This is a genomic window from Candidatus Poriferisodalis sp., from assembly GCF_965204125.1.
Lineage (GTDB): Bacteria > Actinomycetota > Acidimicrobiia > Acidimicrobiales > Poriferisodalaceae > Poriferisodalis.
In genome coordinates this window covers 1149214-1175179 of the sequence record NZ_OZ241968.1, presented here as the reverse complement: position 1 = coordinate 1175179, position 25966 = coordinate 1149214, and the positions used below count along the sequence as shown (strand labels likewise).

Below are 25966 nucleotides of genomic sequence, written 5' to 3'. Positions count from 1 at the left end.
CACGGCCGCGAGCGCCCTGGAGAGTCGGAAGCCGTCACGATCGTGAACGCTACGGCCCCTCAGAGCCTTCCCGTGTTGCCCGCTCTTGTTCCCAGTCTTCATGTGATTGGGCTCACGGGCCGCTCGGGCCCGGGGCCCGGGCTCAGCCGTCGAGCATGCGGAAGACCATCGGGCGCAGCCAGATCTCAGGCAGCGGCCGGGTGATGGCTTCGGCCAGCAGTTCCAGGTAGGCCGCACGCTCGACCTCCACGGCGCCGAGCCCGGCCAGGTGCGGTGTGGTCCACTGCACGTCGAGCAGCGCGCCCCCGGTCACCTTGAGCGCATCAACCAGCGCCACGAGGGCCACCTTGGAGGCGTCGCTCTCAGTGTGGAACATCGACTCGCCGGCGAAGAAGGCGCCCACGGCCACGCCGTACAGGCCGCCCACCAGCTCGTCGTCGAGCCAGGTCTCCACGCTGTGGGCCCACCCGAGCTCGTGGAGCTGCAGGTAGGCGTTGTGCATGTCGTCGCTGATCCAGCCGTGCGGGCGGGCGGGATCGGCGCACGATTCCAGCACCTGTTCGAAGGCGGTGTCGATGCGGATGTCGAAGCGTCGGCAGGCTCGCCGCAGTGAGCGGCTCACCCGCAGGTAGCTGAGCGGCAGGATGCCGCGCGGATCGGGCGACCACCAGCCCACGGTGTCGCCCAGCGGCATGGGGAACAGCCCGGCCCGGTAGGCGCCGAGCAGCGTGCCCGCCTCGAGATCGGCTCCGGCGCCAACGAGGCCGTTCTCGTCTGCGGTCGACGCGGGAGGGAATGACCATCCCGACGCGGGCGGCTCCGTGGGGCCGTCTTCTGACTGGCGCTGCATGAGGGCGACTCTACGCCTGATCGGTTCGACGCGTTGGGCCCGCCGCCTTGTTCCCGTTAGCTGCGCGCATCGGTGTATGCGTCGATCTGGGCCTGGCTGGCCTCGCTGATCGTCACGCTCTTGACCACAACATCCTGGACCGGCACGTCGCCTGCGCCGGTAGCGACGCCTTCGATCTCCATGACGACGTCCATGCCCTCGACAACGTGGCCGAGCGGCGAGTAGAGCGGCGGCAAACCGGCGCCGTTGGGGCCGGTGATCACGAAGAACTGCGAGCCGTTGGTGGCCGGATTGCCCCGGTTGGCCATGGCCACCGAGCCGATCCGGTACCAGTCGTCCGCGGGCGGGAAGTCGCCGGTGAATTGGTAGCCGGGCCCGCCCCGGCCGAAGTCGAGCTGCACATCGCCGCCCTGGATCACGAAGTCGGAGATGATCCGGTGGAACAGCGTGCCGTCGAAAGCGCCCCAGCGGGCAAGCACTGCGAAGTTGTTGACGCTGGCGATGTCGAGCGCCGGGTCGAGCAGCATCGTGAAGCTGCCCATGTTCGTCTCGAAGGCCGCGGCGTACATGGTTTCGGGGTCGATGCAGAGCGGCGGCGGAGCGTCGAACTGGTTGAGCGGCCCATCGCTGCCGTCGGGGGCAGGACACGACGTCGGATCCGGCGCGGTGGTGACATCGGGGCTGCTGTCGGCCTCAGACTCGGCCGCAGCCTCAGTAACCGGCGCCGCTTCGTCGCCCGGCTCATCAGTCTCGAACGAGGTGACCTCAGTCGCCTCGGCAGCGACCGCGGCATCTGCGGCATCGTCTCCGCCGTCAGAGTCGTCGCCGCTGAAGATGCTCCACAGCAGCAAAGCCAAGAGCACGGCAGCCACAGCCAGCACCACCCGCAACACCTTGCGGGTGGTGCTGGAGCGCTTCTTCACGCGTTCCGCTTCGGCAACCGCCCGCATGCGGTTCTCCCGCTGCCGCTGTCGTTTCTCGCTGCTCATAAGTGCCCCTGAGATGTGCCGGCGGTCACACTACCGACGCCTCGATAGCACCCCGGACGCAATCACAGGGTCCGCCCGAGAGCGCCCCCGATACCCTCGCCCGACGTGCCCCTGGTAGTGCAGAAGTTCGGCGGAACATCCATCGCCAGCGCGGCGCGCATGCGCGAGGTAGCCGACCACGTAAAGCACTGCCGCAGCCGCGGCGACGAGATCGTGCTCGTCGTCAGCGCCATGGGCTCGGAAACCGACGAGCTCATAGCGCTGGCCACCCAGATCACCGACGAGCCCTCGGGCCGCGAGCTCGACATGCTCATCACCGCAGGCGAGCGCAAGGCCATCGCGCTGATGTGCATGGCACTGCACGACGTGGGCGTGCCGGCCGACTCGTTCACCGGCAGCCAGGCGGGTTTTCTCACCGACACGAACCACCGCAACGCCAAGATCCTGTCGGTGACGCCCAAGCGGGTCACCGAGTCGCTCGAAGCCGGTCGCGTCGCTGTCGTCGCCGGCGCGCAGGGCGTGTCCACCGACAACGACGTGACATTCCTGGGCCGCGGCGGATCCGACACCACGGCCGTCGCCCTGGCGCACGGTCTCGGCGCCGACGCCTGCGAGCTGTACACCGATGTGTCAGGAGTGTTCACCACCGATCCACGCGTGTGCCCCGCCGCTCGCAAGATTGCGCGTATCGGGTTCGATGAGCTGCTCGAGATGACCGCGATGGGCTGCCCCAAGCCGGCTGCCCGCTCGGTCGAGGTTGCCCGCACGTACGGCGTTCCCCTGCACGTGCGCTCGGCATTCACATGGGAATCGGGAACATGGGTCGTTGACACGGAGTCAGGCATGGACGCGAGGGAAATGGAAAAGCCGATTGTGACCGGCATCGTGCCGGACACATCGCAGGCCAAGGTGACGCTGGTCGGCGTCCGCGACGAGCCGGGCATCGCTGCCAAGGTGTTCCGCACGCTCGCCGACGCTGCGGTCGTGGTCGACATGATCGTGCAGAACGTGGGCGACCACGATCGCACCGACATCTCGTTCACGGTTCCCGCAGAGAGCGCCGAGGAGGTGCGCCTCATCTGTGAGGGAATGGTGGACACGGTGGGCTTCTCGTCGACCAACACTGATGCCGACATCGCCCGGGTTTCGCTCGTGGGTGCCGGCATGGCCAGCCACCCCGGCGTGGCCGCCACCATGTTCGAGACGCTGGCCTCCCAAGACATCAACATCGAGATGATCTCCACCTCACCAATCCGCATCTCCTGCGTAGTAGCCGAAGCAGACGTAGACCGAGCCACCGTCGCCCTGCACACAGCCTTCGGCCTGGATTGACCAGGCGAAGAAAGCACGGCCTGCCCCCGCCCACCCCGGTAATTCACAGAAGACCGCCAAGGGCAGGTCGGTAGCCTCGACCCCATGCGAGTAGGAATCGTCGGAGCCACCGGCCAAGTGGGCGGCGTGATGCGGGCCATCCTGGCCGAGCGAGCATTCCCCATCGACGAGCTGCGGCTCTTCGCGTCGGCCCGCTCAGCCGGCCGCAAGATCGGTTGGAACGGATCCGAAGTCACTGTCGAGGACGCCGCCCAAGCCGACTTCACCGGTCTCGACGTAGCCCTGTTCTCCGCAGGCAAGACCACCTCGCGAGCCATCTCCGAGCGCGTCGCAGCCCAAGGCCCCACGGTCATCGACAACTCGTCTGCCTGGCGCATGGACCCCGATGTGCCGCTGGTGGTGCCCGAGGTGAACGCCAAGGAGGTGTTCAACGCTCCCAAGGGGATCATCGCCAACCCCAACTGCACGACGATGGCGGCAATGCCGGTGCTGGCGCCGCTGCATGCCGAGGCCGGCCTGACCTCGATGGTGGCGGCCACCTACCAGGCCGTGTCCGGTGCCGGTCTGGCCGGCGTCGACGAGCTGGACCAGGCGCTGGCCGCAACGAGGGAGGGTGCCGCTGCGCTCACCTACGACGGCGATGCGGTCACCCATCCCGCGCCCGACAAGTTCCCCGGCCCGATCGCCCACAACGTGCTGGCCCAGGCCGGCAGCTTCGTCGATGACGGCCTCGGCGAGACCGACGAGGAGCAGAAGCTGCGCAACGAGAGCCGCAAGATCCTGGGCATTCCCGATCTGGCAGTGTCAGGCACCTGCGTCCGGGTGCCGGTGTTCACCGGCCACTCGCTGTCGCTGAACCTGCGCTTTGAGCGACCCATCTCGCCTGAGCGCGCAACCGAGCTGCTGGCCGAAGCGCCGGGCGTGGAGTTGGCCGACGTGCCGACGCCGCTCCAAGCGGCAGGCCGCGACCCCTCCTATGTCGGCCGCATCCGCCGCGACCCCACCGTCGAGCACGGCCTGGCGCTGTTCGTAGTAGGAGACAACCTCCGCAAAGGCGCCGCCCTCAACGCAGTCCAGATCGCCGAGACGCTGGCTGCCGCCTAGCTGCGACGCACCACCACTTCGGCGCCTGGCACTTCGGGCTCGTCGTCGACGATCTCGGCCGGGAAGCCGGGAGCCGTGACGGTCTGCCCGGTGGCGTCTTCGAGCCGCCGGATGACGTTCGGCGACCACTCCCGGTCGCCATAGCGAGCGGCCCCGTCGGCGAACACGTCCACCAGCACCGGCGACAGTTCCAGCGGCAGCCCGTGCTCGGCAGCGATGTCGGCGAACAGGCCGATGTCCTTGCACACCAAGTCCATGGTGAAGTTGATGTCACGGGAGCCGTTCAGGATCACCTGGCTCTCGGTCTCGTGGACGAACGAGTTGCCCGAGCTGATGCGGATGGCCTCGTACGTGGTGGCCAGGTCCATGCCCGCCGCCTGGGAGGTGGCCAGGGCTTCGCACAGCGAGACCAGGTTGGCGGTGGCCAGGTAGTTCGTCACCACTTTCAGAATCGATGCCGAGCCGAGCGCCCCGGTGTGCAGGATCCGCCGCCCCATGGTCACGAGCAGCGGCAGCATCGCTTCGAAGGTGCTGCGCTCGCCGCCGGCGAAGATCGAGATGTTGCCGGTGGCAGCCCGGTGGCAGCCGCCCGACACCGGGCAGTCGATGGCGGCACCGCCCGCCGCCTCCACCAGCGCACCCAGCCGGCGCACCTCATGATGATCAGTAGTGCTCATCTCAGCCCAAATCTTCACCCCCGACCCAGCCGAGCTGGATGACGCGGCCGAGCCGAACCCAGCCAGTACCCCATCGGCCCCCTCCAGCACCGAAGCAACCGCAGCAGGCGAAGGCAAGCAAGTAATCACCACATCGCAGCGTTCCGCCAGCTCCGCCCCCGAGCCAGCCGTCGAGGCGCCAGCCTCCAAGAAAGGCGCCATAGCCCCCGGATCCAAGTCCCGCACCATCAGCTCAACCCCATTGCGCAACAAAGACCCAGCCAGCTTCCCCCCAACATTCCCCAGCCCAACAAACCCCACACACCGAGCGCGGGCGGATCCAGAACTCACCTCTGCCATAACGCAAGTATCCGCCGCCCGCATCCCAGGCTGAGAACGCACCGAGACTCTGCGTCACCAATTGTCGAAAGCGCAGGCAAAGCCTGCGCTTTCTATTGTCGCGAGCGAGGGGCGAAGCCCTTCTCGCATTTCTATTGTCGCGAGCACGGCGAAGCTTCGTGCTCGCAAAAAACAGTCGGGCAGGCGGGATTTGAACCCACGACCTCTTCGTCCCGAACGAAGCGCGCTACCAACCTGCGCCACTGCCCGTACGCGACCACCACAGGCGGATCGCTCCGGCCGAAGCTACCGGTCCGGCACGGGGGAGCGCTACAGCAATACGGGCCGGCTCAGCCCGTGCTCGCTGCATCCCGCTGCAGCAGTTCCTGCGCGGTGCGCCGCAGCAGCAGCGGGTTGAGCGGCTTGACCAGCCACGCATCGGCTTCGGAGCGGCGGGCCAGGAAGACGTCGGCCTCGCGGTCGGCCAGCATCAGCACCGGCACCCGCGGCAGCCGTCCCATGCCCGATTCCAGGCGCAGGTCCAGGCAGGTGGCCATGCCACCCATGTTCCCGATCTGGAAGTCGAGGATCACCAGGTCCGGTGTGCTCGCCTCCACGGCAGGCCGGACATCCTGGCCTGAGCGCACCACCCGGAAGGTCACCTCGGGGGCAGCAAGCGCCGCTGCCACCTCTTCGACGACCCAGTCGGCGTCGGTGGCCAGCAGCACGTCGGTCACGGTGGCGCAGCGTAATGGGACCCGCAGGCCCCGGCTCCGCCTGCGGGGTCAACCTCTAGAGTTCGGGCGGCCGCCGATGCAAGGAGTTGTGGTGAAGGTACGTCTGCACCGTCGCGGGCTCGCGCGGCTCGTGGCTGCCACGCTGCTGCTGTCGGCGGTATTGGGTCTGGTCGCCATGCCGGCGTCAGCGCACGACGACCCCGAAACACCGCATGTGATCCCCGATGATCCCACCACGCCCCATATCACCGGGGAGGCGCGCCCGCGCCAGATCGTGGTGGTGGAGGTGAACGGGCTCATCGATCCGATCATGGCGTCGTACATCAAGCGCCAGCTCGTGACCGCGGACGGACTCCACGCGATCGGCGTGGTGCTGCAGGTCGACAGCGCCGGGTCAACGCTCGACGACGACGAGCTGGTCGACCTGCTCGACAGCGTTCGCCTCGCGCACCTGCCGGTGGGGGTGTGGGTGGGCCCCAGCGGAGCGCAGGCGCTCGGCGGCGCCGCCCACTTGGCCACGGCAGCCGACTTCGCTGCGATCGCGCCCGGCGGCCGCATCGGCGAGTTCACCGCGGTGGCGGGCCTCGTCCATGCCCATGGCGCCGCCTCGCGGCACGACAGCCAGCTCGGCGCCGCTGCCGACAATGCCTCCAGCCAGGCTGTGCACAGTCACGAGGGCGACGGGCTCCACTCGGGCACGAGCGTCCGCCACTACGACGCCGACACTGCGAAGGGCGCCGGTCTCACCCACAGCACAGCGCCGGTGATCGGCGAGTTCCTGTTCGCCATGTCCGATGAGGGCCTGCTGCCGCCGATCGGCCAGAACGTGACCGGCGACGACGGCGTGGTCCGGCGGGCCCCGGCCGACGACGTGGTCGTGTCGTTCGTCAAGCTGCCGCTGCTCGACGGGCTCTTCCACACCGCTGCCAGCCCGGCGGTCGCCTACCTGCTGTTGCTGGCCGGGCTGTCGCTGCTGCTGCTCGACTTCTACACCGGCGGCATCGGCATCGCCGCCATGGTCGCCGCGGTGTGCGTGCTGCTCGCCGCGTTCGGCCTGGGAACGCTCGACGTCCGGCTGTGGGCGCTGGTGCTGCTCATCGCCGGCTTCGTGGCATTCGCGGTGGACATCCAGACCGGTGTGCCGCGCTTCTGGACAGCGGCGGGCGGCGCAGCGGTGCTCGCCGGCTCGCTGACGCTGTTCGGCCAGCACTCGATGAGCTGGATCCCGCTGCTGGTGGGCCTGGTGGGTGTCGGCGCCTTCGTGCTGTCGGGCCTGCCTGCGCTGGTCCGTACCCGCTACGGCACCGCCACCGTGGGGCGGGAGTGGCTGATCGGGGTGGAAGGCACTGCGGTGACCGACATCGATCCCGACGGCACCGTCGAGGTCCACGGTGCCCGGTGGCGAGCCCGCGTCAACCGTCTGACGCCGCTGCAGGCGGGCGAGCCGCTGCGGGTCAGCGGCCTGAGCGGGGTGGTGCTGGAGGTGGAGCCGCTCGAAGGTGCCGCGGTCGACTACCGGCAGATGCGCCGAAAACAAACTGATTCGACGGTTTCCGAAACCGAATGAGGTTTCGTTTACCTCTTGTCAAGCGATTTTTCGTGATCTAGTGTCCCCTCCGACAAGGGGGACATATGAGCGCTCTGCTGGTCGATGAGTGGCAGGACAAGGCAGCCTGCAGAGGACCTCAGGCGGCGGTTTTCTTCCCGCCGCCCCGCACCGAGCGGCGCGACGAGAAAGCTGAGCGCGAAGCCCGAGCCAAGGCCATCTGCGGCCAGTGCTCGGTGATCGACGACTGTCTCGACCATGCGCTCGACGTCGGTGAGGCGCACGGCATCTGGGGCGGGCGCAACGAGATCGAGCGCCGCAACATGCTGCTGCTGCGCACCGACGCCAGCTAGCGCTCTCCCGCCCGTCGTCCGCTCTTGTTCGCTGCGCTCACGGGCCGCTCGGGCCACGGCTTCGCCTTCCGGCTCAGCCTCTAGCCAGATACTTCGGGCAGCCGCGGCCCGGCGATGCGCAGGTCCCCGCGCCGCCGCGTCACCCCCGTCCGGTCCAGGTAGCCCACCAGCGGCAGCGCGTACTTCCGCGTGGTGCCGAGTTCTTCGCGGATCTCGGCCACGGTGACGCCGTCGGGCTGAGCGCTGAGCAGGCCGGCGATTCGCTCGGCAGCAGCCTCGATGGCGGACGCCGCAAACCAGACCCCGTCCGCGTGCACCAGATCGCCACGCGCCGCCAGCGCCAGGAGCTCCCGCTGGCTGACGCCGCTCGGCGGGGGCGGGGAGAAGGGCGCTGCGGCCAGCTCGGCGATGACCGGGTGGTCGGCGAGGACGTCGGCGGCGTCGGCAGGCCGGGCCCGCCCCGCTTCGATGGCGACGCCGTCGAGCGTGCCGATTGCCAGGCGCTGGCGTTCGTCGAGTCCGGCCATGTCCAAGCCGAGGGGTCCGGCGCGCTCGATCTGTTCCCGGAGATCGTCCACCAGCGCCTCGACCAGTTCGGGCGGTGCCACCCAGCCGCCCAGTACCGGCTCCACCCGCTCGCCGGTCAGCCGCTCGAGCTGCTTCGCCTCGATCCACCCCCGCTCGGCGATCATGCGCTCGACGCGGGTGTCTGGCTGGGCCACCGCCGCCCGGAGCTGCGGATCGGGATCAAGCACGCTGCCGCCGCCCACGGTTTGTCCCCGGCCGAAGTCGCGCAGCACGAAGCGGTCTCCCATCACGAGCGGCAGCGCGACCGGCAGGTGCAGCCGGGCGTAGCCGGTCTCGCCGGGGGCGATGCGCTCGGGCCCGAGCACGCGCAGCCGCACCGGCCACTCGCCCGACCCCAGGTACATGGCGTAGGCGCCCCGCCGGGTCACGTCGCTGCCGAGACTGCCGAGCACGGTCAGCTCCACGTCGACGCTGCGGGTGTGGTGCCACTGGTCGGATCGCACCAGGGCGATGCCTCGGCCCAGGTCGTCGGCGTCGACACCGGTGAGATTGAGCGCGACGCGGTGTCCTGGGCCGATGCGCTCGACCGCGGTGCTCTGGGTCTGGATTGCCCGCACCCGTGCAGTGCGGCCGCCGGGCGCCGTTCGCAGCTCGTCGCCGGCCGAGACGCTGCCGCCCGCGAGCGTGCCGGTCACGATCCGCCCCGCCCCGGTCGCCGCAAACGACCGGTCGATCCACAGGCGCGGCCGGTCATGGTCGGCGGCGGTGGGCGTGGCAGCGCACAAGTCGTCGAGCGCGCTGCGCAGCTCGTCCAGCCCGGTGCCGTCGACGGCGTCGGTGGCCACCACCGGCGCATGCTCCAGGAACGTGCCGTCGACATGTTCCAGCACGTCCAGCCGGGCCAGCTCGGCCAGCTCGTCGTCGACGAGGCCGATCTGGCTGAGCACCACCACGCCGTGCGAGATGCCGAGCAGTTCCAGGATTGCCAGGTGCTCGGCCGACTGCGGTTTCCAGCCCTCCGGCGCTGCCACCACGAACAGGGAGGCATCCACCGCCCCCACACCGGCCAGCATGTTCTTCACGAATCGGATGTGCCCGGGCACGTCCACGAAGCTGACCTGCCGGCCCGACGGCAGCGTGCAGAACGCGAAGCCGAGGTCGATGGTGAGCCCGCGCTCCTTCTCCTCGGCCAGCCGGTCAGGGTCGGTGCCGGTGAGGGCGCGCACCAGCGTCGACTTGCCATGATCCACGTGGCCCGCAGTGCCGACGATGTGCACGCTGCCAGCTTGCCCGATGCCGTGGTTCAGGCCTGCTCGCCGAGTGCTTGGCGGACGGCGGCCGCCACGACGGCGTCGTCGGCGGGATCCACCGTGCGCAGGTCGATCACAGTGGTCTGCTCGTTGACCCGGGCGACAACCGGTGGGTCGAACGCCCGCAGCGAAGCCGCGTAGTCGCCGTCGAGCTCGATGCCCGCGGAGGGGATCTCCTGGCCGGGCAGCGACCCAGCGCCGGCCAGTGCCGTCGTTTGCGACGGCCGCCCCACGCCGAGCGCCTCGGCGCGCTCGGCCAGCTCCTCCACTGGCACCTTGGCCATGCGCCAGAACGGGATCGCGTCGGCATCGCGGCGCAGGTACGCCAGTGCCACCGACTGCAATGCGTCGAGCACCAGCGATCCGGGCCGGAAGGCACGCATCAGCGGGTGCGCTGCGCAGGCGGCGATCAGGTCGGCCCGGCCGCAGATGATCCCGGCCTGGGGCCCGCCCATGAGCTTGTCGCCCGAGAACGTGACCAGCGCCGCGCCCGCTGCGAGCGTCTGGCGGGCACCCGGCTCGCCGGCCAGCCAGTCGGGGCGCTGCCCCAGCCAATCGCACCGTTCGTCGAGCAGGCCCGAGCCCAGGTCGGACACCACCGGCGGACCGATGGCGGCCAGGTCTGCCACGCCGGTTTCCTCGGTGAAGCCGGTGATGCGGTAGTTGGACGGGTGCACCTTCAGCAGCAGCGCGATGTCGTCGCGCTCGGCAGCGGCGCGGTAGTCGGCTGCCCGGGTGCGGTTGGTGGTGCCTACCTCCACGAGCCGTGCGCCCGACTGCTCCATCACCTCGGGCACCCGGAAGCCGCCGCCGATCTCCACCAGCTCGCCGCGTGACACGGCCACGCCGCGGTCGCGGGCCAGAGCCGCCAGCACGAGCGTCACCGCGGCGGCGCAGTTGTTGACCACGAGCGCCGCCTCGGCGCCGGTCAGCGTGGCCAGCAGCAGCGATGCGTGCGTGGTGCGCGAGCCGCGCCGGCCCGACGCCAGGTCGAACTCCAGGTTGCTGAACCGCACCGGTTGGTCGTCAGATTCCAGATCAAGCAGTGCTCGGCTGTGTTGATTCCCGAGCGGAGCTCGGCCCAGATTCGTGTGCAGCAAGACGCCGGTGGCATTCACTGCAGGCCCCAGCAGGTTGCGGCGCAGCCGGTGCGCTTCGTCGGCCGCCGAGTCGGCGTCGCCGGCGGCGATGGCCGCCCGGGCGGCGATGACCAGCAGCGGGTGCGGCAAGCCCACGTCCGCGATCCGCAGCGCCAGGTCGTTCACCGACGGCGGCCTCATCGCCCGGACACTACTGGCACCCCCTCATCGGCCCCGCGGTAGCGTCCCCGGGGCCGTGCCGAGGTGGGGAGCCGCTGTGCCAGATCCTGTTGCGCCCGACTTGCCCGCGCCGGTCGAGATACCGCTCCGGCAGGCGGCAACCGTGATGCTGGTGCGCGACGGCGACGGCGGGCTCGAGGTGTTCATGCTGCGGCGCAACCCGCGCAGCGAGTTCGTGCCCGGCCAGTTCGTGTTCCCCGGCGGCGCCGTGGATGCCGAAGACCGGGAGGACCCAGGCTTGGAGTCGGTCTGCATCGGCCTCGACGATGCGACCGCATCAGCCCGGATCGATGTCGACCACGGCGGCCTCGCCTACTGGGTGGCCGCGGTCCGCGAGTGCTTCGAGGAAGCGGGCGTGCTGCTGGCCCGCAACGGCAGCGATCACGTCTCGTTCGACGATCCCGGGACGGCTGCGAGGTTCGGTGCGCTGCGCCGCGAGGTGCACAGCGGCGAGCTCCGCCTCGCGCAGATGTGCCTCGACGAGGGTCTCGCGCTCGAGCTCGACGACCTCCGCTACGTCAGCCACTGGATCACCCCGGTCGGCCCGACCCGCCGCTTCGACACCCGCTTCTTCATCGCCCACGCGCCCGACGGCCAGGAACCGCTGCACGACGGCAGCGAGACGGTCGAGAGCACTTGGATCCGCCCCGCCGATGCCTTCGCCCAGCACGCTGAGGGCACGTTCATGATGATCTTCCCCACCTACAAGAACCTCGAGCCGCTGCTCGACGTCGACACCGTCGCGGATCTCATGGCCTGGGCCGACGGCCTCGACGACATCCCGGCCCTGCTTCCGGCGATAGCCGTCACCCCCGATGGCGAGGTGTTGACACTGCTGCCAGGCGACGAGGGCTACGACGAGGCGATGGCGAACCCGCCGCCGGCAGGCTCCATGCAGTAGCGGGCGAGCTACCGGCGAGCGCCCAGCGTGACGGGGATGGGTCCGTCCATGCGAGCGGTGCAGGTGCCCATGTCCACCGGCGGGCAGATCTCGGTCACCAGCAGCTCAGTGATCGCCTCGAACACGCCTGCCGCCGGCCCGCCAGACCCGTTGCCAGTCACCGGCTCGCCGGAGTCGCCGCCGGCAGACACCGCAGGCTCCAGCGGGATCGAGCCCAGCAGCGGCACGCCCAGATCGGCGGCCAGGCGCTCCCCGCCGCCTTCGCCGAAGAACGACCACCGCTGCCCGTCGGGTGCGGTGAACGCACCCATGTTCTCCACCACGCCCACGATCGGCATGTGACTGCGGCGGGCCATGTCGGCCACGCGCACCGCCACCTTCTGCGCGCTCAGCGCCGGGGTGGTCACCACCAGCATCTCGGCCTGGGGCAGCAGGCGGGCGAGCGCCATCTGCACGTCGCCGGTGCCGGGCGGCATGTCGATGAGCAGGTAGTCGAGCTCGCCCCAGTCCACGTCGTGCAGGAACTGCTCTACGGCCTTGGCGAGCATGAGGCCCCGCCACATCAGGGCAGTTTCCTCGGTCTCCACCAGCAGCCCGGTGGACACGACCTTCAGCAGGCCCTCGCCGGCCGGGCGCTCGTCGGGCACGATCTTGCCCCGCTCCTCGCCGTCGGCCGGGGGGCGAGCGCCGAGGCGCCCCTCCATGCCGAGCATCCGGGGGATGCTGAACCCCCAGATGTCGGCGTCCAGCACGCCCACGACGAAGCCGCGTGCGGCCAGCGCCGCCGCCAGGTTCACCGTCACCGACGACTTGCCCACGCCGCCCTTGCCCGACGCCACGGCCAGCACCCGTGTGCTGGCGTGCACCTGCGTCGGCGCAGCGTTGTCGCGCGCAGTGCGCCGGGCGCGTTCCATCACCCGGGCTTTCTCGGCAGCGTTCAGCTCATCCCAGTGCAGGCGCACGTTCTCGATGCCGGCCAGCCCGGCCACGCGCGTCTCGCAGTCTCGCTTGATGGTGGCGCGCAGCGGGCAGCCGGCGGTGGTCAAGGCCACGGTCACGTGACCGGTGGTGCCCTCGCGGTAGGCGTTGCGCACCATGCCCAGATCGACGATGTTGTCGCCCAGCTCCGGATCCATGACGCCCCGCAGGATGGCGATCATCGCCTCGTCATTCACTCCGAGCTCGGTGGACGCGCTCACGGGGCGCAGGGTAATGGCGCTCGCCGGTGAATCTGAGCCCGATGGCACTAGCATCGGTCGCAGAACGTTTGCCCATGTGGGGCTGATTCGGGAGTCGCTGTTGTGATCACCCTGACCGATACCGCCGCTGAGAAGGTCCACGAGCTCATCGCCCAGGAGTTGTCCGAGGCGGGAGGCGAGACTGAGTTGGCGCTGCGTGTCGCCGTGCGGCCGGGCGGCTGCTCGGGCTTCAGCTACGAGATGTTCTTCGACTCCGAAGTGGCCAACGACGACATGTCGCAGGCGTACGGCGACGTCAAGGTGGTGTCCGATCCGATGAGCGCGCAGCTGCTCGAAGGCGCCACGCTCGACTTCAGCGACGGCTTGATGGGATCGGGCTTCGCAATCGACAATCCCAACGCGCAGCGCACCTGCGGCTGCGGCAACTCGTTCAGCTGAGCCACCCGGAGTCCAAGCCAGTACTGCCCCAGCCTGAATCGGCCGGGGGATCGGCGCAGACCGGCGTCACACTCCAGTTCACCGTCGACGGCCGCGCCGTCGAGGTTCCCGACGACGGAGACACCCTGCTCGGCGTGCTGCGCGACCGCCTCGGCATCGAGACGGTGCTCGACGGCTGCAGCCCGCAGGGCCAGTGCGGCTGCTGCACCGTGCTGGTCGACGACGCGCCCCGCGTGGCATGCGTCACCCCGGCACGCCGGGTGGCCGGGCGCCACGTCACCACCGCCGCCGGCCTGAGCCCCACAGAGCAGCAGCGATGGTCCGACGCGTTCCTCGCCTGCGGCGCATCCCAATGCGGCTTCTGCACCCCAGGCATCGTCTGCCGGTTCGTAGGCCACGAACGCCGAGGCGCCGACCTCGCTGATCGCGCCACGGTCGACAAGGCCCTGGCGGCACACCTCTGCCGCTGCACCGGCTGGCAAACCATCCGCGAAGCCGCCACCCACGCCGCCACGCCGTCCCAGGTTTCCGTGCGCGATCCCGCGGCCACCGCCCCTGCGCCACCGCCCGCGGATACGACCGACCGCGATCCCGACGCAGCTGCCCGCCGCGCGTCGATCGAAACCGGCGGCCCCCAGCGATCGGTTCCGGCCAGCGTCCTCGGCAGGTTCGATTTCGGTGCCGACGGCGCACCCCCCGGCACGCTCACCGCCATCGCCAGCCCGACCGGCAACTGGCACACCGCCGAAAGCCTCACCGAGGCCCGTCGCCAGGCCGGCAAAGTGCAAGGCCGCCGCACCACCCTCGAGCCCACCCCGCCCATCGAGATCCCCGAGTCCCCGCCCGGCACCCAATGGGACGTCCAGCTCGCCACCTGCTGGACCGAACCCGGCTACCTAGAGACCGACGCCGCCTGGTGCGCCCCCGGCAACGAACCCTCCGACCCCCTAGCCAACGGAGGAGCCTTCGGCGGCAAAACCACATCACCAGTCCGCGACGAGGCACGACAGCTCGCCGCCGACCTCGACCAACCAGTCCGTGTCCTCTGGTCAAGAGAAGACACCGTCCGCCGCGGCCCCAAGCGCCCTCCCCTAGCAGCAGGCCTCAGCACCAACGGCACCGGCATAGTCCGAATAGCCCGCACGCCAGGCGCAGCCGATGTGCTCCGCTCGGTGCTCCCGCACGCCGAGGTCGTGGAAGTCGACACTCCCGGTCCACCAACGTCAATGAACCTGCGCGCCGCAGTCTGGGCCGAAGCCCAAATGCTCGCCGCAGCCCTGAACCGCCTGCAAACCGGGGATCCGCTCGAAGCAACCACCGCCACAGTCGAGGTCACATCGCTCGAAGGCGCCACCGCACGAGCCACAGTCACCCCCGCGGGCATCGAAGTACACATCGACGCAGGCGACCCCCTAGACGAAGTCACCCTGCGCAGCTACGCCATAGGAGCCACCCACATGGCCTGGAGCTGGGTGACGTCCGAGTCACTGTCGGTCGAGGCGAACGGCGAAATTCAAGACCTGACAATCCGCAGCTTCGGCATAGCCCGCTCAGCTGACACGCCCCCAATAGACGTCACGATCAAATCCTCGCAACATCCGCCAGTTCGCGTGGGTGAAACCGTGTTCGCAGCCGTCGCGGCCGCCACCTGGTTGAGCCAAGGCGCTCCGCCAAGACTCCCCACCGGCTAGCGGCGCGTAAGCAGCAGAGCGAACGAGGGGGGCGCTGGGGCAGGTTCGCCCGCGCGCAGTTATGAAGCGCCCCAAGCACACCCAACAAGTGCACGAAGCGCTTCATCTGTTTGAAGCACGGGTGAGCCTGCCCCAGCGCCCCCCGGGCCCACACCGCGCCCCGGGGCCCACACCGCGCACTGCGCTAGCGTCACCCACCGATGGCTGAACCAGCAGAAGACAAACTCCGCCGCCTAGTAGCCGCAGAAAACGGCCTGTGCAGCTTCGTCTGCCTAGACAGCAGCGGAAGCCCCCACGTATCCATCATCAACGCCGGCGTAATGGACAACCCCGTAACCGGCGAGACCAGCGTGGCCTGCGTAGTGCGCGCCAACGCCCGCAAGGCCCGCCTGCTGCGCAGCGACCCCCGCGCCGCAGTCGCCTTCCGCCACCGGTGGGACTGGGTGGCAGTGCACGGCACGGCGCAGCTCATCGGCCTCGACGACCCGGCCGAGGGCGTCACCGACATCGCGGAGCTGCTGCGCGACGTGTTCCGCTCGGCCGGCGGCACCCACGAGGACTGGGACGAGTACGACCGGGTGATGGCCAAGGAGCGCCGCCTGGCCATCTTCGTCACCCTCGACCACATCACCTCCAACACCGGCACCATTTCCTGAACAACACAGGCTGACAGAACAGGGGCAACGCCCATGGCCGCACCCGTCGCTCACTATTCGAAGTGGTACCGAGCCGGCGACTTCGTGTTCGTCTCAGGCCAGATCGGCCTCGCCGACGGCGCACTCGTGGAAGGCGTGGAGTCTCAGGCCCGAGCCGTGCTCGCCAACGTCGTCGAGGCGCTGGAAGAAGCCGGCGGCACCCTCAACGACGTGGTCAAGTGCCTCGTGTTCATGACCGACATCGGCAACTTCTCGCTCATCAATTCGATCTACGCGGAAGCCTTCGGCGATCACCGCCCGGCAAGAAGCGCCGTCGGCGTAGCCGCCCTCCCCCTCGGCGCCGAAGTAGAGATAGAAGCCATCGCCCACCTCCCCGAATAGTCACGCCGCACATCGCGCATCAGTACGCTGCGAACCATGGCCGGCGCCATAGTCATCGTGATAGTGCTCCTGCTGAGCCCGTTCATCATCACGATCTCACTGGCGGCAGTAGCAGCAGCCCTAGGCAAGCTCCTCACCGACGACGCCGAACAGCGCCACGAAGGCAGCTCCCTCATCCAGACCAACGTCTAGCTGCTAGCGCCAGCGGTAGGTCCCGAGCCGGTACCCCACTGACCGAACGGTCTGGATCAGATCCGCGTTCTCCTCGCCCAGCTTCGCCCGCAAACGCCGCACATGAACGTCCACAGTCCGCGCTCCCCCGTAGTACTCGTACCCCCACACCTGGTTCAGCAGCGCCTCACGGGTGAACACCCGCCCCGGCTGCGATGCCAGGAAGCGCAGCAGCTCGTACTCCATGTAGGTGAGGTCGAGCGGGCGCTCGTCCACCACCGCCTCGTAGGTGTCGAGGTTGATGCGCAGCGGTCCGTACTCGATGATCTCGGTCGACCCGCCGTTCGACGCGGCGGCCAGGTGCGCCAAGCGCGCTTCGAGCTCGCGCGGGTGGAACGGGTCGAGGCAGAAATCGTCGAACAGCTCGTCGCGCATGGTCAGCTCGTCGAGTGCGTTGCCGCGCACCAGCACCAGCACCGGCAGCGTGGCCGCGGCGTGCTCCCGCAGCGCCCGCGCCACCGCCCAGGCCACATCGGTGCCGCTTGAGCCGCCGGTGCTCCCGCTGTCCGCGCCCCCGCTGTTCGGGTCGCCGCCGCCCAGCCGGATGATCGCTCCCGCCCAGCCCTCGGGCGGCGCGCCCGCTGTCACGTCGGCCGTGGTGGCCACCGGCTTCCAGGCGTAGCCGCCGAGGTCCAGGAACTGCGCCAGCTCGGTGCTGACAGCGGCGGGATGGACGGCGTACATGAGTGCAACTTCACACAGCGGCGAAATAGTTGTCCAGTTCGAATTGGGTCACTTGCGTCTGGTACGACGACCATTCTCGCCGCTTGTTGCGCAGGAACCATCGGAACAGGTGCTGCCCGAGCGTTTCCGCCACCAGCGCGCTGCCCTCCATCTCGTCGAGCGCCTCATCCAGCGAGGCCGGCAGATGATGCCCGTAGGCCGGCCCGCCGTGGTCGCTGTAGCCGGTGATCGACGGGGGAGTCTCGGGCGGCAGCTCGTAGCCCTCCTCGATGCCCTTCAGCCCCGCGGCCAGGATCACGGCGAACGCCAGGTACGGGTTGCAGGCCGGGTCGGGCGCCCGGTACTCCACCCGCGTGGCCTCCTCGCCCTCGTTGCGCGTCGGCGGCACTCGGATGAGCGCCGCACGGTTGCTGCGGGCCCACGAGATCGCCACCGGTGCCTCGTACCCGGCGATCAGCCGCTTGTAGCTGTTGACGAGCTGGTTGGTGACGGCAGTGATCTCGCGGGCGTGGCTGAGCAGTCCGGCCACGAAGCCTCGCGCCACGTCGGACAGCCCGCCGGCCGAGTCGGGGTCGCTGAACGCGTTGCGCCCGTCGGCGAACAGCGACATGTGGGTGTGCATGCCCGAGCCCTGCACCCCGGCGAGCGGCTTGGGCATGAAGGTGGCGTGCACGCCGTGCTCGAAGGCGATCTCGCGCACCAGCAGCCGGAAGGTCATCACGCTGTCGGCCATGGTGAGCGCATCGGCGTAACGCAGGTCGATCTCATGCTGCGACGGCGCGTCCTCGTGGAACGAGTACTCCACCGGGATGCCCATGGTCTCCAGCGCGCTCAGCGTGCGATGCCGGATGTCTGACGCGATGTCGGCGGTGGTCAGGTCGAAGTAGCTGCCGGCGTCGAGCGGCACCGGCCGCCCGTCCACCCGGTCGGGCTCGAACAGGAAGTACTCCATCTCGGGCGCGACGTAGAACGTGTAGCCGGCGGCGCGCGCCCGGTCCATGACGCGGCGCAGCACACCTCTGGGGTCGCCGTCGAAGGGGGTGCCGTCGGCGCCGGTGATGTCGCAGAACATGCGGGCCGAGATGTCCTCGCCGTTGCCGTTCCGAGCCGGCATGAGCTCGAACGTCTCGGGGTCGGGCACGGCCACCATGTCGGCCTCGGCGACGCGGCTGAAGCCCTCGATGGACGACCCGTCGAACACCATGCCCTGCTCGAACGCGGCCTCCAGCTCTGCCGGCGAGATGGCGAACGACTTGAGCTGCCCCGCCACGTCGGTGAACCACAGGCGGATCAGCCGCACACGCCGCTCGGTGACGCGGCGCAGCACGTAGTCCTGGGGTCGTTCGCGTGCTGGGTTGGCTGGATTCGAGATCGTCGGGCTCGGGATAGTCACTGTGGCCTTCCCCTTCCGGTCGGGACTCTGCTGGCTGGGCACTGGGGGCTGGCTGGGCCCGCAGCAGGGCGTGTCGGGGCCACATTGAATGGACCCATTGGCTGAACCCCCATTGTCGGCGCTGCACCGGCGCCCGATCTAGGGGTGAGAGCGAGCTTCACGCGCTGTTCACAATTGGGCAATGGCCCGGAAACCCTGGGTGGTTTGTATCGTGCGCACGGATGTTGGTGTCAGCCGCCAACCGGGCCAGCCGAGCGCGGGCCCGCAGGCCGCCCGGCTGGGCGATGCGGCTGACCCGATCCGCAGTTGACGTACATGCGAATCAGCGAAGGAGCATGCAGTGACCTACCGGGCCGAGTACATCTGGACTGACGGCACCGAGCCCACGGCCGAGGTTCGTTCCAAGACGAGAGTTTTGGCCGACGGCGACGAGCCGGGCATCTGGGGCTTCGACGGTTCGAGCACCAACCAGGCGGAAGGCAGCGACTCCGATGTCGTGCTGCAGCCGGTCTACACCTGCCCCGATCCGCTGCGGGGCGGCAACGACATCATGGTGATGTGCGAGACCTTCCTGCCCGAGACGATGGAGCCGCACCCCACCAACATGCGGGCCAAGACCCGGGCGATCCTCGACAAGTACGGCGATCAGGAGTTCTGGTTCGGTCTCGAGCAGGAATACACCATGCTCGACCCGGTCACGAAGTGGCCCTCGGGCTTTCCGCCCAACGGTTTCCCCGGCCCCCAGGGGCCGTACTACTGCGGCGTGGGCGCGCTGCGCATCCACGGCCGTGACGTCGTGGAGCAGCACACCACCTGGTGCATCGAGGCGGGCCTGAACATCTCGGGCACCAACGCCGAGGTCATGCCCGGCCAGTGGGAGTTCCAGATCGGCCCGTGCGACGCGCTCACCGTGGGCGACGAGATCTGGCTGGCCCGCTACCTGCTGTACCGCGCCGGCGAGGATCACGAGATCGAGGTCAGCCTGGCCGCCAAGCCCATGCAGGGCGACTGGAACGGTGCGGGCATGCACACCAACGTGTCCACCAAGGCCATGCGCGAGAACTACGACGCCGTCGTGAAGGCCGCCGAGTCGCTGGGTGCGCCGGGCAAGCCCGAAGAGCACATTGCCGGCTACGGCCACGGCATCGAGCTGCGCCTCACTGGCGAGCACGAGACCGAGCGTTACGACACGTTCAGCTTCGGCGTGTCCGACCGCGGCGCCTCGGTGCGCATCCCCTGGCAGGTTGCCCAAGACGGCAAGGGCTACATCGAGGATCGCCGGCCGAACGCCAACGCCGATCCCTACGTGGTGACGGCGCTGCTCAGCCAGACGATCGGCGAGGCGCTGGCCTAGCGCCCAGCCACGGCGAAGCCCTGGCCTAACCAACCCGCAGACGCGCAGCGCTCGCCGGCGACACGCGCGCTCAGCGATAGAAGTTCGTAATCGGCATGCGCCGGTCTTTGCCGAAGCTCTTGGCAGTGATGCGAGGACCGGGCGGCGACTGACGCCGCTTGTACTCGGCGATGTCGACCAGCCGCGTGATGCGGTGCACGACATCGGGGTCGGCGCTGATGTGTTGGAGCAACTCGGGCTGTTCCAGCATCTCGGCGACGCTCATGTCGCCTTCCACGTACGCCTCCACCAGCGGGTCCAGCAGCTCATACGGCGGCAGGCTCTGGTCGTCGCGCTGGTCGGGCCGCAGCTCCGCTGAGGGCGGCTTGTCAATGCATGCCTGCGGGATGCGTTCGCCGTCGCCTTGACGGTTGCGCCATTCGCACAGCTCGTACACCAGCAGCTTCGGCACGTCCCGGATGACGGCGTATGCCCCGGCGGTGTCGCCGTACAGCGTCGTGTAACCCACCGACGTCTCGGTCTTGTTGCCGGTGGTGAGCACCAGCCAGCCGAACCGGTTCGACAGCGCCATGAGCGTCACGCCCCGGATGCGGCTCTGCAAGTTCTGATCGGTCAGGTCGGCAGCCGCCCGGTCGTGGGCCGAGCCAGCGTCAGACGGGCCCACGTCGGCTGACGTTTCCAGCATGCCGCCAAGGGCTGCGTGCGCCGGCTCGATAGGCACCGTGCGAAAGTCGATGCCGAGGTTGGCGGCGAGCTGGGCGGCGTCAGTTTGCGATCCTTCACTCGAATAGCGCGACGGCATCGAGACGCCATGCACATGTTCCGGCCCGAGCGCGTCGGCCGCGATGGCGGCCACCGCGCTTGAGTCGATGCCACCAGACAGCCCGACAGCGACATCGGTGAAGCCGTTCTTGCGCACGTAGTCACGTGTCGCCACCACCAGCGCCTGCCACACCTCCTCCAGCGGATCGGACGGTGCTGCCAGTACGCCGCCTGCAGCGGCTTCACCCGCCAGGGGGACTTCGCAGACGGCGACCTGCTCGACAAACGCCGGCAGCCGGCACACCACGTTTCCGCCGGCATCGGTCACGAACGAGCTGCCGTCGAAGACCAGCTCGTCCTGCCCGCCCACCTGGTTCACATAGACGACTGGCACGCCCAGCGCCGCCGCCCGCGTCCGCGCAACAGCCTCCCGATCAGCCTGCTTGCCCCGCCTGTACGGCGACCCATTCAGATTCACCAGCAGCTGCGCCCCCATCGCAACCTGCGCCAACGCCGGACTCGTATCAGCCTCGCCCCCAACGATCGAGGGCAACCCACCGTCCTCAGGGGAGGCGTCAGCAGTTCGAGGCGGCCCCCACAAGTCCTCACACACCGACACACCCACCGCCACGCCGTCGACAGTCAGCAACGGCCCAGCCTCAGTCCCCGGCACGAAGTAGCGCTGCTCATCAAACACGGCGTAATTCGGCAGCAGGTGCTTGCGAAACACCCCACGTACCGCCCCGCCCCAGCAAAGAGCAGCTGAGTTCCACAACCGCACAGGCCCACCAGCACCGCTGTCCTCAGGAAAACCAACCACCGCAGGCACGTCACCCGTATGCCCGGCAATCCGCTCCAGCGCGGCAGCAGCCCCCTCCACAAACGCAGGCTTCAGCAACAGATCCTCAGGCGGATACCCAGTAACAGTCAGCTCACTGAACACCACCACCCGCGCGCCCGCACCCACGGCCTCGTCGTACGCGTCCACGATCATCCCGGCGTTCCCATCCAGATCGCCAAGACGCAAATTGAGCTGAGCCAGCCCCACACGCACTGACATCAGCTCACCCTACGCAAGCACCGGCGCGCGGAGGCAACGGAGCGCGTCATAGGTACGCTCCCCCCAACCGGGGGAAGCAACAGCAACCCCCGGTAGCAGCAAGCGGGGGACGACCAGTCGAGGTGGCGCGGTGGCCAAAGAGAGGGTCGAACGTGACGAGGAAGATCTCGTCCGCCTGTACCTGACCGACATCGGCCAGTACCCCCTGCTGAACAAGGACGACGAAGTCCGCCTAGCCCAGCAGATCGAAAAGGGCATCGCCGCGAAGGAATCGCTCGAGTCGCCGCGCGAGATCTCGGGCGCGCAGCGCCGCCGGCTCATGCGCACCCAGCGCGAGGGCGCCCGTGCCGAGCGCACGTTCGTGCAGTCGAACCTGCGGCTCGTGGTGTCGATCGCGAAGAAGTACCAGGCCTCGGGGCTGCCGCTGCTGGATCTCATCCAGGAGGGCAACTTGGGCCTGATGCACGCGGTCGAGAAGTTCGACTGGCGCAAGGGCTTCAAGTTCTCCACGTATGCCACGTGGTGGATCCGCCAGGCGATCACCCGCGGCATCGCCAACACCGGCCGCACGATCCGGCTGCCCGTGCACGCGGGCGACACGCTGGCGCGCCTGCAGAAGGCCCGTTCCCGGCTCGAGCTGAAGTACGGCCGCCCTGCCACGCTGGGCGAGCTGGCGATCGAAGTCGACATGCCCGAGCAGAAGGTCACTGAGGCGCTGCGGTTCGCGGCCGAGCCGCTGTCGCTGTCGGAGCCGCTGCGCGAGGACAGCGATGCCGAGCTGGGCGACGTGGTCGAGGACCGGGCTGCCGAGTCGCCGTTCGAGGTGGCCGCCACCACGCTGCTGCCCAGCGAGATCACCCGGCTGCTGTCGCCGCTCGACGAGCGCGAGCGCGAGATCCTCAAGCTTCGCTACGGCCTCGACCGGGGCGAGCCCCGCACGCTCGAGGAGGTGGGCGAGCACTTCCAGCTCACCCGCGAGCGCATCCGCCAGATCGAGGCCCGGGCGATGTCCAAGCTGCGCCATCCCAGCACCGACACCGGTGCGCGCGACCTGCTGTCTGTCTGAGCGCACGACGCCGGTGCCGACCGACGCCGGGTCCGAGGTTGAGATCGACGAGCTGAGCGCGCTGCGATCAGACGGCCGTCCCGGCTCGGTGCTGCTCTGCGGCGACATCCACAGCAATGCGGACACGGCGGCCCAGGCGTCGGCCGCCGCGGCCGCGCTCGGTTGCGAGGTCGTGCTGCAGGTGGGCGACCTGGGGTGGCGGCCCGGCGACCCGTCCAGCGTCGAGATGTGCGAGGCGATCGCCGCAGGCGGTGTGCCGTGGGTCTTCGTCGACGGCAATCACGACCACTTGGGCGAGTTGGCCGCCACCGCGGCAACGCACCGCCGTCACCGCGCCGGTCGCGGCTTCGATCCGGATCCCGACGGCCTGTGGGGGCCGGCGGCGCCGATCCCGATCGCCCCGATGCTGTGGTGGGCAGCCCGCGGCTCACGCTGGACGTGGGGCGGCTCGCGTTTCGGCGCGCTGGGCGGCGCCTGGTCGCCCGGCTGGCACTACCGCCAGCGGGGCTGGCGCTGGTTCCCGCGCGAAACGATCAGCCGGCGCGATCTCGATGCGCTCGGCGATGAGCCGTTGGACGTGCTGGTGTGCCACGACGTGCCCGACCGAGCGCTCGTCGGCGAGGGATCCAGGTTCGCCCGCCGGGGCGACACCCAGATCGGCGAGGCCAACAGCGCCCAGGTCCGCGCGGCCGTCTGTTGCACCGGGCCACGGCTGGTGGTGCATGGGCACTGGCATCTGGCGCACTCGTCGCTGCTCGACATCGGGCGCGAGCGTCCCGCCGAGGTGGTGGGCCTGGCGGCGAACGGCGAGCCGGGCAGCCTGGCGGTGCTCGATCCGGTGAGGCTGCAGGTGCGACCGGCAGAACCCGCGGCCGCGGCGGTGCCGCAGCGCTAAATCGGCTACTCGGGCTCAGGCGTCGGTCAGGCGTCGAACCACGATGACGATCAGAGCGCCGACGATCACGGCGAGCAACAGCTTTTTCATGGTGCAGCGTCCTCTGTGCGGGATGACTGTGCGGGATGACTGTGCGGGATGACTGGGGTCACCGGCACAGCGAATGCTAGGCGCACATCTCCCGAACAACGCACGCACGAAATGGCGGAGGTGGACGGGAATCGAACCCGCCGGACGGGGATCGCCCGTCCCGCCCGCTTTGAAGGCGGGGGAGCCCACCAGGCGCTCAGACACCTCCGCTCGCCATCTTTGCCCACGGTCGCAGTCCGCGCCAGCCGTCAGGCACAGCGCGCCAGCCGCCGGGCCTCTCCGGCCCGCCGGAAAATCAGTTGATCGCGCGCCCATGCATCGGCCAATGTCAGTGCTCACAGTGAATTTCATTTGTTGTCATGTATTCAGGAGTACCAATGATCTATGCCTATGTGGGCGCCAAGGGCGGCGTCGGCAACACCGTGACCGCCCTGCTCGCTGCCAGCAGTGCCAAGCGCGCCGGCCGCGATGTGGTTCTTGTTGATCTGACAGGCGATTTCGGCGTGGTGCTGGGCACTGCGCCCGATCTGCCGGGAATCGCCGAGTGGACTGCGGCGGAGGAGCTGTCGCTGGGTGCGGCCTCTGCGCTCGCGGTGGATGTCGCGCCGGGCGTCAGCCTGCTGCCGCGTGGCAGCGGCGACATCGACGACGGCCGGCTGGGCACGCTGTGGTCGCTGCTCGCCGGCAAGCCGCGGGTCAACATCATCGATGCGGGGCGCGGCCCCGGAGCCCTCGAGCGGGTGATGGGCCCGCGGGTGAGGCGCCTGCTCACGATGACCTGCTGTTACCAGGCGCTGCACCGCGCCCGTGGGCTCGTGGCCCACGTCGACGACGTGATCGTGTTGACCGACACGCAGCGAGCGCTGGGGCTCGCCGACATCGAGGCCGCGCTGGGGCGGCATGCCGACGCGGTCGTTGCTGTTGATCGCTCGGTCTCGCGCTGGGCCGACGCCGGTCTGCTGCTGGACCGCTGCGCGAAGTCGGCGCGGTCGCTGGATGCGTTCCTGTGAACCGCGTTGCGCGCGCTGTTGCCCGCCACCCGTCGGGCCGGATGCCGGCCGACCCAGCGTTTGTGGAGGAGATCCACGAACGGTTCCTTCCGGCACCCGCGCCGGCGGCCCGCGATGTGGCCGCTGCGGTCGAGGGAGCGGCGCCGCTGCTCGATCGCGATCACGCGGCCGATCTCGTCTCCGAGGTGTTGGCCCGCCTCGCGGGCATCGGGCCGCTGGCGGAGATCTGGGCCGACGACGAGGTGACCGAGGTGATGATCAACGGCCCCGGTCCGATCGTCATCGAGCGGCGCGGTGTGCTGACCACAGCAGGCCGGATCAGCACCGCGGAGGTGCATCGCCTGGTCGAGTACTTGCTGGGGCCCACGGGGCGGCGTGTCGACCGTCGCCTGCCCATGGTGGATGTGCGGCTCGACGACCGCACCCGCTGCCACATCGCCGTGCCGCCGGTGGCGGTGGACGGCCCGTACATCACGCTGCGCCGCTTCCCCGCCGGCGCCCGCCGCCTCGATGAGCTGGCCGGCCCCGGCTTCGCCGCCTGCCTCGACCGTCTGGTCGCCGAGCGGGCCAACCTGATCGTGTTCGGCCCCACCAGCACCGGCAAGACGTCATTGCTGGCGAGCTTGCTGGCCACGGTGGCCGAGCGGGAGCGGCTCGTGGTGGTGGAGGAAGCCGCGGAGCTGCCCCGGCTCGGCGCCGGCACCGTCCGCCTGGAAGGTCAGCCGCCCAACGTCGACGGGGTCGGCGCGGTGACCATGGCCGAGCTGGTGGCGGCGGCGCTGCGGATGCGGCCCGATCGCCTCGTGATCGGCGAGGTGCGCGGCCCCGAGGCGGCGGCGCTGCTGCAGGCGCTCACCACGGGCCATCGCGGCTCGCTGTCGACGCTGCATGCCGACCATCCCGCCCATGCGCTGTGGCGGTTCGAGCAGCTCGCCCGCGCCGGCGGCGCAGTCGGCGATGTGGCCGCGCACATCGCGTCGGTGCTCGACGGCCTCGTCCACATGAGCCGCGGCACGGCCGGCCGCCGGGTTGTCGCCGCCATCTATGAGGTGCGCCGCGACGGCTCGCTCGCGGCCCAGTGTTGAGGCTGAT

At 69.5% G+C, this 25966-nt stretch carries 25 protein-coding genes and 2 tRNA genes; 15 read left to right on the top strand and 12 right to left on the bottom strand.

Annotated features, from left to right (window positions below; genetic code table 11):
• Positions 1–142: 142 nt before the first annotated feature.
• Complete coding sequence (aat, locus tag ACOGXD_RS05495; protein ID WP_419916902.1) at positions 143–850, bottom strand: leucyl/phenylalanyl-tRNA--protein transferase; 708 nt, start codon at positions 848–850, stop codon at positions 143–145.
• A 56-nt stretch (positions 851–906) separates the two neighbouring features.
• On the bottom strand, positions 907–1839 hold the full coding sequence (locus ACOGXD_RS05490; protein WP_419916901.1) for a peptidylprolyl isomerase: 933 nt from the start codon (positions 1837–1839) through the stop codon (positions 907–909).
• A 105-nt stretch (positions 1840–1944) separates the two neighbouring features.
• On the opposite strand from ACOGXD_RS05490, the gene ACOGXD_RS05485 reads away from it, so the two are divergent.
• On the top strand, positions 1945–3171 hold the full coding sequence (locus tag ACOGXD_RS05485) for an aspartate kinase (protein WP_419916900.1): 1227 nt from the start codon (positions 1945–1947) through the stop codon (positions 3169–3171).
• Between the two features lie 84 nt (positions 3172–3255).
• On the top strand, positions 3256–4275 hold the full coding sequence (locus ACOGXD_RS05480; RefSeq protein WP_419916899.1) for an aspartate-semialdehyde dehydrogenase: 1020 nt from the start codon (positions 3256–3258) through the stop codon (positions 4273–4275).
• Here the strand turns inward: ACOGXD_RS05480 and ACOGXD_RS05475 are convergent.
• The 3 genes from ACOGXD_RS05475 to ACOGXD_RS05465 form a co-directional block, all read right to left on the bottom strand.
• Positions 4272–5291, bottom strand: coding sequence for an NAD(P)-dependent oxidoreductase (locus tag ACOGXD_RS05475; RefSeq protein WP_419916898.1), 1020 nt, complete (start codon positions 5289–5291; stop codon positions 4272–4274). The genes ACOGXD_RS05480 and ACOGXD_RS05475 overlap by 4 nt on opposite strands.
• A gap of 175 nt (positions 5292–5466) precedes the next feature.
• A tRNA-Pro gene (locus tag ACOGXD_RS05470) sits at positions 5467–5540 on the bottom strand.
• Between the two features lie 80 nt (positions 5541–5620).
• Positions 5621–6007: a response regulator gene (locus tag ACOGXD_RS05465; RefSeq protein ID WP_419916897.1), complete on the bottom strand. Its 387-nt coding sequence runs from the start codon at positions 6005–6007 to the stop codon at positions 5621–5623.
• Positions 6008–6098: 91 nt separating this feature from the next.
• On the opposite strand from ACOGXD_RS05465, the gene ACOGXD_RS05460 reads away from it, so the two are divergent.
• Both ACOGXD_RS05460 and ACOGXD_RS05455 read left to right on the top strand, forming a co-directional pair.
• Complete coding sequence (locus ACOGXD_RS05460; protein WP_419916896.1) at positions 6099–7574, top strand: NfeD family protein; 1476 nt, start codon at positions 6099–6101, stop codon at positions 7572–7574.
• A gap of 65 nt (positions 7575–7639) precedes the next feature.
• Complete coding sequence (locus ACOGXD_RS05455; protein ID WP_419916895.1) at positions 7640–7906, top strand: WhiB family transcriptional regulator; 267 nt, start codon at positions 7640–7642, stop codon at positions 7904–7906.
• Between the two features lie 80 nt (positions 7907–7986).
• Here the strand turns inward: ACOGXD_RS05455 and selB are convergent, their stop codons facing one another.
• Both selB and selA read right to left on the bottom strand, forming a co-directional pair.
• Positions 7987–9711, bottom strand: coding sequence for a selenocysteine-specific translation elongation factor (selB, locus tag ACOGXD_RS05450; protein WP_419916894.1), 1725 nt, complete (start codon positions 9709–9711; stop codon positions 7987–7989).
• 26 nt (positions 9712–9737) lie between these two features.
• Positions 9738–11024 carry an L-seryl-tRNA(Sec) selenium transferase gene (gene selA, locus ACOGXD_RS05445; protein ID WP_419916893.1) on the bottom strand — a complete coding sequence of 429 codons (1287 nt, stop codon included), beginning with the start codon at positions 11022–11024 and terminating at the stop codon, positions 9738–9740.
• Between the two features lie 55 nt (positions 11025–11079).
• Here selA and ACOGXD_RS05440 point away from each other — a divergent pair, with 55 nt between their 5' ends.
• Entirely contained in the window at positions 11080–11964 is an 885-nt protein-coding gene (locus ACOGXD_RS05440; RefSeq protein ID WP_419916892.1) for an NUDIX hydrolase, read from the top strand.
• Between the two features lie 8 nt (positions 11965–11972).
• Here the strand turns inward: ACOGXD_RS05440 and ACOGXD_RS05435 are convergent, their stop codons facing one another.
• Positions 11973–13163, bottom strand: a complete 1191-nt coding sequence (locus ACOGXD_RS05435; protein ID WP_419916891.1) for an Mrp/NBP35 family ATP-binding protein — start codon at positions 13161–13163, stop codon at positions 11973–11975.
• Positions 13164–13265: 102 nt separating this feature from the next.
• Here ACOGXD_RS05435 and erpA point away from each other — a divergent pair, with 102 nt between their 5' ends.
• The 5 genes from erpA (at position 13266) to ACOGXD_RS05410 (ending at position 16521) form a co-directional block, all read left to right on the top strand.
• The gene (gene erpA, locus ACOGXD_RS05430) at positions 13266–13601 is read left to right on the top strand and encodes an iron-sulfur cluster insertion protein ErpA (protein ID WP_419916890.1); all 336 of its coding nucleotides are present in this window, start codon (positions 13266–13268) and stop codon (positions 13599–13601) included.
• 134 nt (positions 13602–13735) lie between these two features.
• On the top strand, positions 13736–15292 hold the full coding sequence (locus ACOGXD_RS05425) for a 2Fe-2S iron-sulfur cluster-binding protein (RefSeq protein WP_419916889.1): 1557 nt from the start codon (positions 13736–13738) through the stop codon (positions 15290–15292).
• A 200-nt stretch (positions 15293–15492) separates the two neighbouring features.
• Complete coding sequence (locus ACOGXD_RS05420; protein ID WP_419916888.1) at positions 15493–15948, top strand: pyridoxamine 5'-phosphate oxidase family protein; 456 nt, start codon at positions 15493–15495, stop codon at positions 15946–15948.
• A 33-nt stretch (positions 15949–15981) separates the two neighbouring features.
• Positions 15982–16329 carry a RidA family protein gene (locus ACOGXD_RS05415; RefSeq protein ID WP_419916887.1) on the top strand — a complete coding sequence of 116 codons (348 nt, stop codon included), beginning with the start codon at positions 15982–15984 and terminating at the stop codon, positions 16327–16329.
• Positions 16330–16365: 36 nt separating this feature from the next.
• Positions 16366–16521, top strand: a complete 156-nt coding sequence (locus tag ACOGXD_RS05410; RefSeq protein WP_419916886.1) for a hypothetical protein — start codon at positions 16366–16368, stop codon at positions 16519–16521.
• 3 nt (positions 16522–16524) lie between these two features.
• On the opposite strand, the gene ACOGXD_RS05405 is transcribed toward ACOGXD_RS05410, so the two are convergent.
• Complete coding sequence (locus ACOGXD_RS05405; RefSeq protein ID WP_419916885.1) at positions 16525–17244, bottom strand: winged helix-turn-helix domain-containing protein; 720 nt, start codon at positions 17242–17244, stop codon at positions 16525–16527.
• Between the two features lie 10 nt (positions 17245–17254).
• Entirely contained in the window at positions 17255–18637 is a 1383-nt protein-coding gene (glnA, locus tag ACOGXD_RS05400; RefSeq protein WP_419916884.1) for a type I glutamate--ammonia ligase, read from the bottom strand.
• A gap of 340 nt (positions 18638–18977) precedes the next feature.
• On the opposite strand from glnA, the gene glnII reads away from it, so the two are divergent.
• On the top strand, positions 18978–19991 hold the full coding sequence (gene glnII / locus ACOGXD_RS05395; RefSeq protein WP_419916883.1) for a glutamine synthetase GlnII: 1014 nt from the start codon (positions 18978–18980) through the stop codon (positions 19989–19991).
• A gap of 70 nt (positions 19992–20061) precedes the next feature.
• Here glnII and ACOGXD_RS05390 read toward each other — a convergent pair whose 3' ends face one another.
• Positions 20062–21813 (bottom strand): NAD+ synthase, encoded by a 1752-nt coding sequence (locus ACOGXD_RS05390; protein ID WP_419916882.1) that lies wholly within the window; start codon positions 21811–21813, stop codon positions 20062–20064.
• Between the two features lie 130 nt (positions 21814–21943).
• Here ACOGXD_RS05390 and ACOGXD_RS05385 point away from each other — a divergent pair, with 130 nt between their 5' ends.
• Both ACOGXD_RS05385 and ACOGXD_RS05380 read left to right on the top strand, forming a co-directional pair.
• Complete coding sequence (locus tag ACOGXD_RS05385; protein ID WP_419916881.1) at positions 21944–22879, top strand: sigma-70 family RNA polymerase sigma factor; 936 nt, start codon at positions 21944–21946, stop codon at positions 22877–22879.
• A 13-nt stretch (positions 22880–22892) separates the two neighbouring features.
• Positions 22893–23774 (top strand): metallophosphoesterase family protein, encoded by an 882-nt coding sequence (locus ACOGXD_RS05380; RefSeq protein WP_419916880.1) that lies wholly within the window; start codon positions 22893–22895, stop codon positions 23772–23774.
• 202 nt (positions 23775–23976) lie between these two features.
• Here ACOGXD_RS05380 and ACOGXD_RS05375 read toward each other — a convergent pair.
• Positions 23977–24072 (bottom strand) — tRNA-Sec (locus ACOGXD_RS05375).
• Positions 24073–24241: 169 nt separating this feature from the next.
• Between ACOGXD_RS05375 and ACOGXD_RS05370 the strand changes: the two genes are divergently transcribed.
• Together ACOGXD_RS05370 and ACOGXD_RS05365 are read left to right on the top strand one after the other, a co-directional pair.
• Positions 24242–24874, top strand: a complete 633-nt coding sequence (locus tag ACOGXD_RS05370) for a hypothetical protein (protein WP_419916879.1) — start codon at positions 24242–24244, stop codon at positions 24872–24874.
• Positions 24871–25959, top strand: a complete 1089-nt coding sequence (locus tag ACOGXD_RS05365; protein ID WP_419916878.1) for a CpaF family protein — start codon at positions 24871–24873, stop codon at positions 25957–25959. The genes ACOGXD_RS05370 and ACOGXD_RS05365 overlap by 4 nt, the downstream gene beginning before the upstream one ends.
• Positions 25960–25966 lie beyond the last annotated feature (7 nt).

Bases quoted from the DNA above. Each gene is read 5' to 3' on its own strand.
- aat (WP_419916902.1), bottom strand. From the start codon at position 850: ATGCAGCGCCAGTCAGAAGACGGCCCCACGGAGCCGCCCGCGTCGGGA.
- ACOGXD_RS05480 (WP_419916899.1), top strand. From the start codon at position 3,256: ATGCGAGTAGGAATCGTCGGAGCCACCGGCCAAGTGGGCGGCGTGATG.
- ACOGXD_RS05390 (WP_419916882.1), bottom strand. From the start codon at position 21,813: ATGTCAGTGCGTGTGGGGCTGGCTCAGCTCAATTTGCGTCTTGGCGAT.
- ACOGXD_RS05475 (WP_419916898.1), bottom strand. From the start codon at position 5,291: ATGGCAGAGGTGAGTTCTGGATCCGCCCGCGCTCGGTGTGTGGGGTTT.
- ACOGXD_RS05370 (WP_419916879.1), top strand. From the start codon at position 24,242: ATGATCTATGCCTATGTGGGCGCCAAGGGCGGCGTCGGCAACACCGTG.
- ACOGXD_RS05490 (WP_419916901.1), bottom strand. From the start codon at position 1,839: ATGAGCAGCGAGAAACGACAGCGGCAGCGGGAGAACCGCATGCGGGCG.
- ACOGXD_RS05420 (WP_419916888.1), top strand. From the start codon at position 15,493: ATGGCTGAACCAGCAGAAGACAAACTCCGCCGCCTAGTAGCCGCAGAA.
- selA (WP_419916893.1), bottom strand. From the start codon at position 11,024: ATGAGGCCGCCGTCGGTGAACGACCTGGCGCTGCGGATCGCGGACGTG.
- ACOGXD_RS05455 (WP_419916895.1), top strand. From the start codon at position 7,640: ATGAGCGCTCTGCTGGTCGATGAGTGGCAGGACAAGGCAGCCTGCAGA.
- ACOGXD_RS05415 (WP_419916887.1), top strand. From the start codon at position 15,982: ATGGCCGCACCCGTCGCTCACTATTCGAAGTGGTACCGAGCCGGCGAC.
- ACOGXD_RS05410 (WP_419916886.1), top strand. From the start codon at position 16,366: ATGGCCGGCGCCATAGTCATCGTGATAGTGCTCCTGCTGAGCCCGTTC.
- ACOGXD_RS05405 (WP_419916885.1), bottom strand. From the start codon at position 17,244: ATGTACGCCGTCCATCCCGCCGCTGTCAGCACCGAGCTGGCGCAGTTC.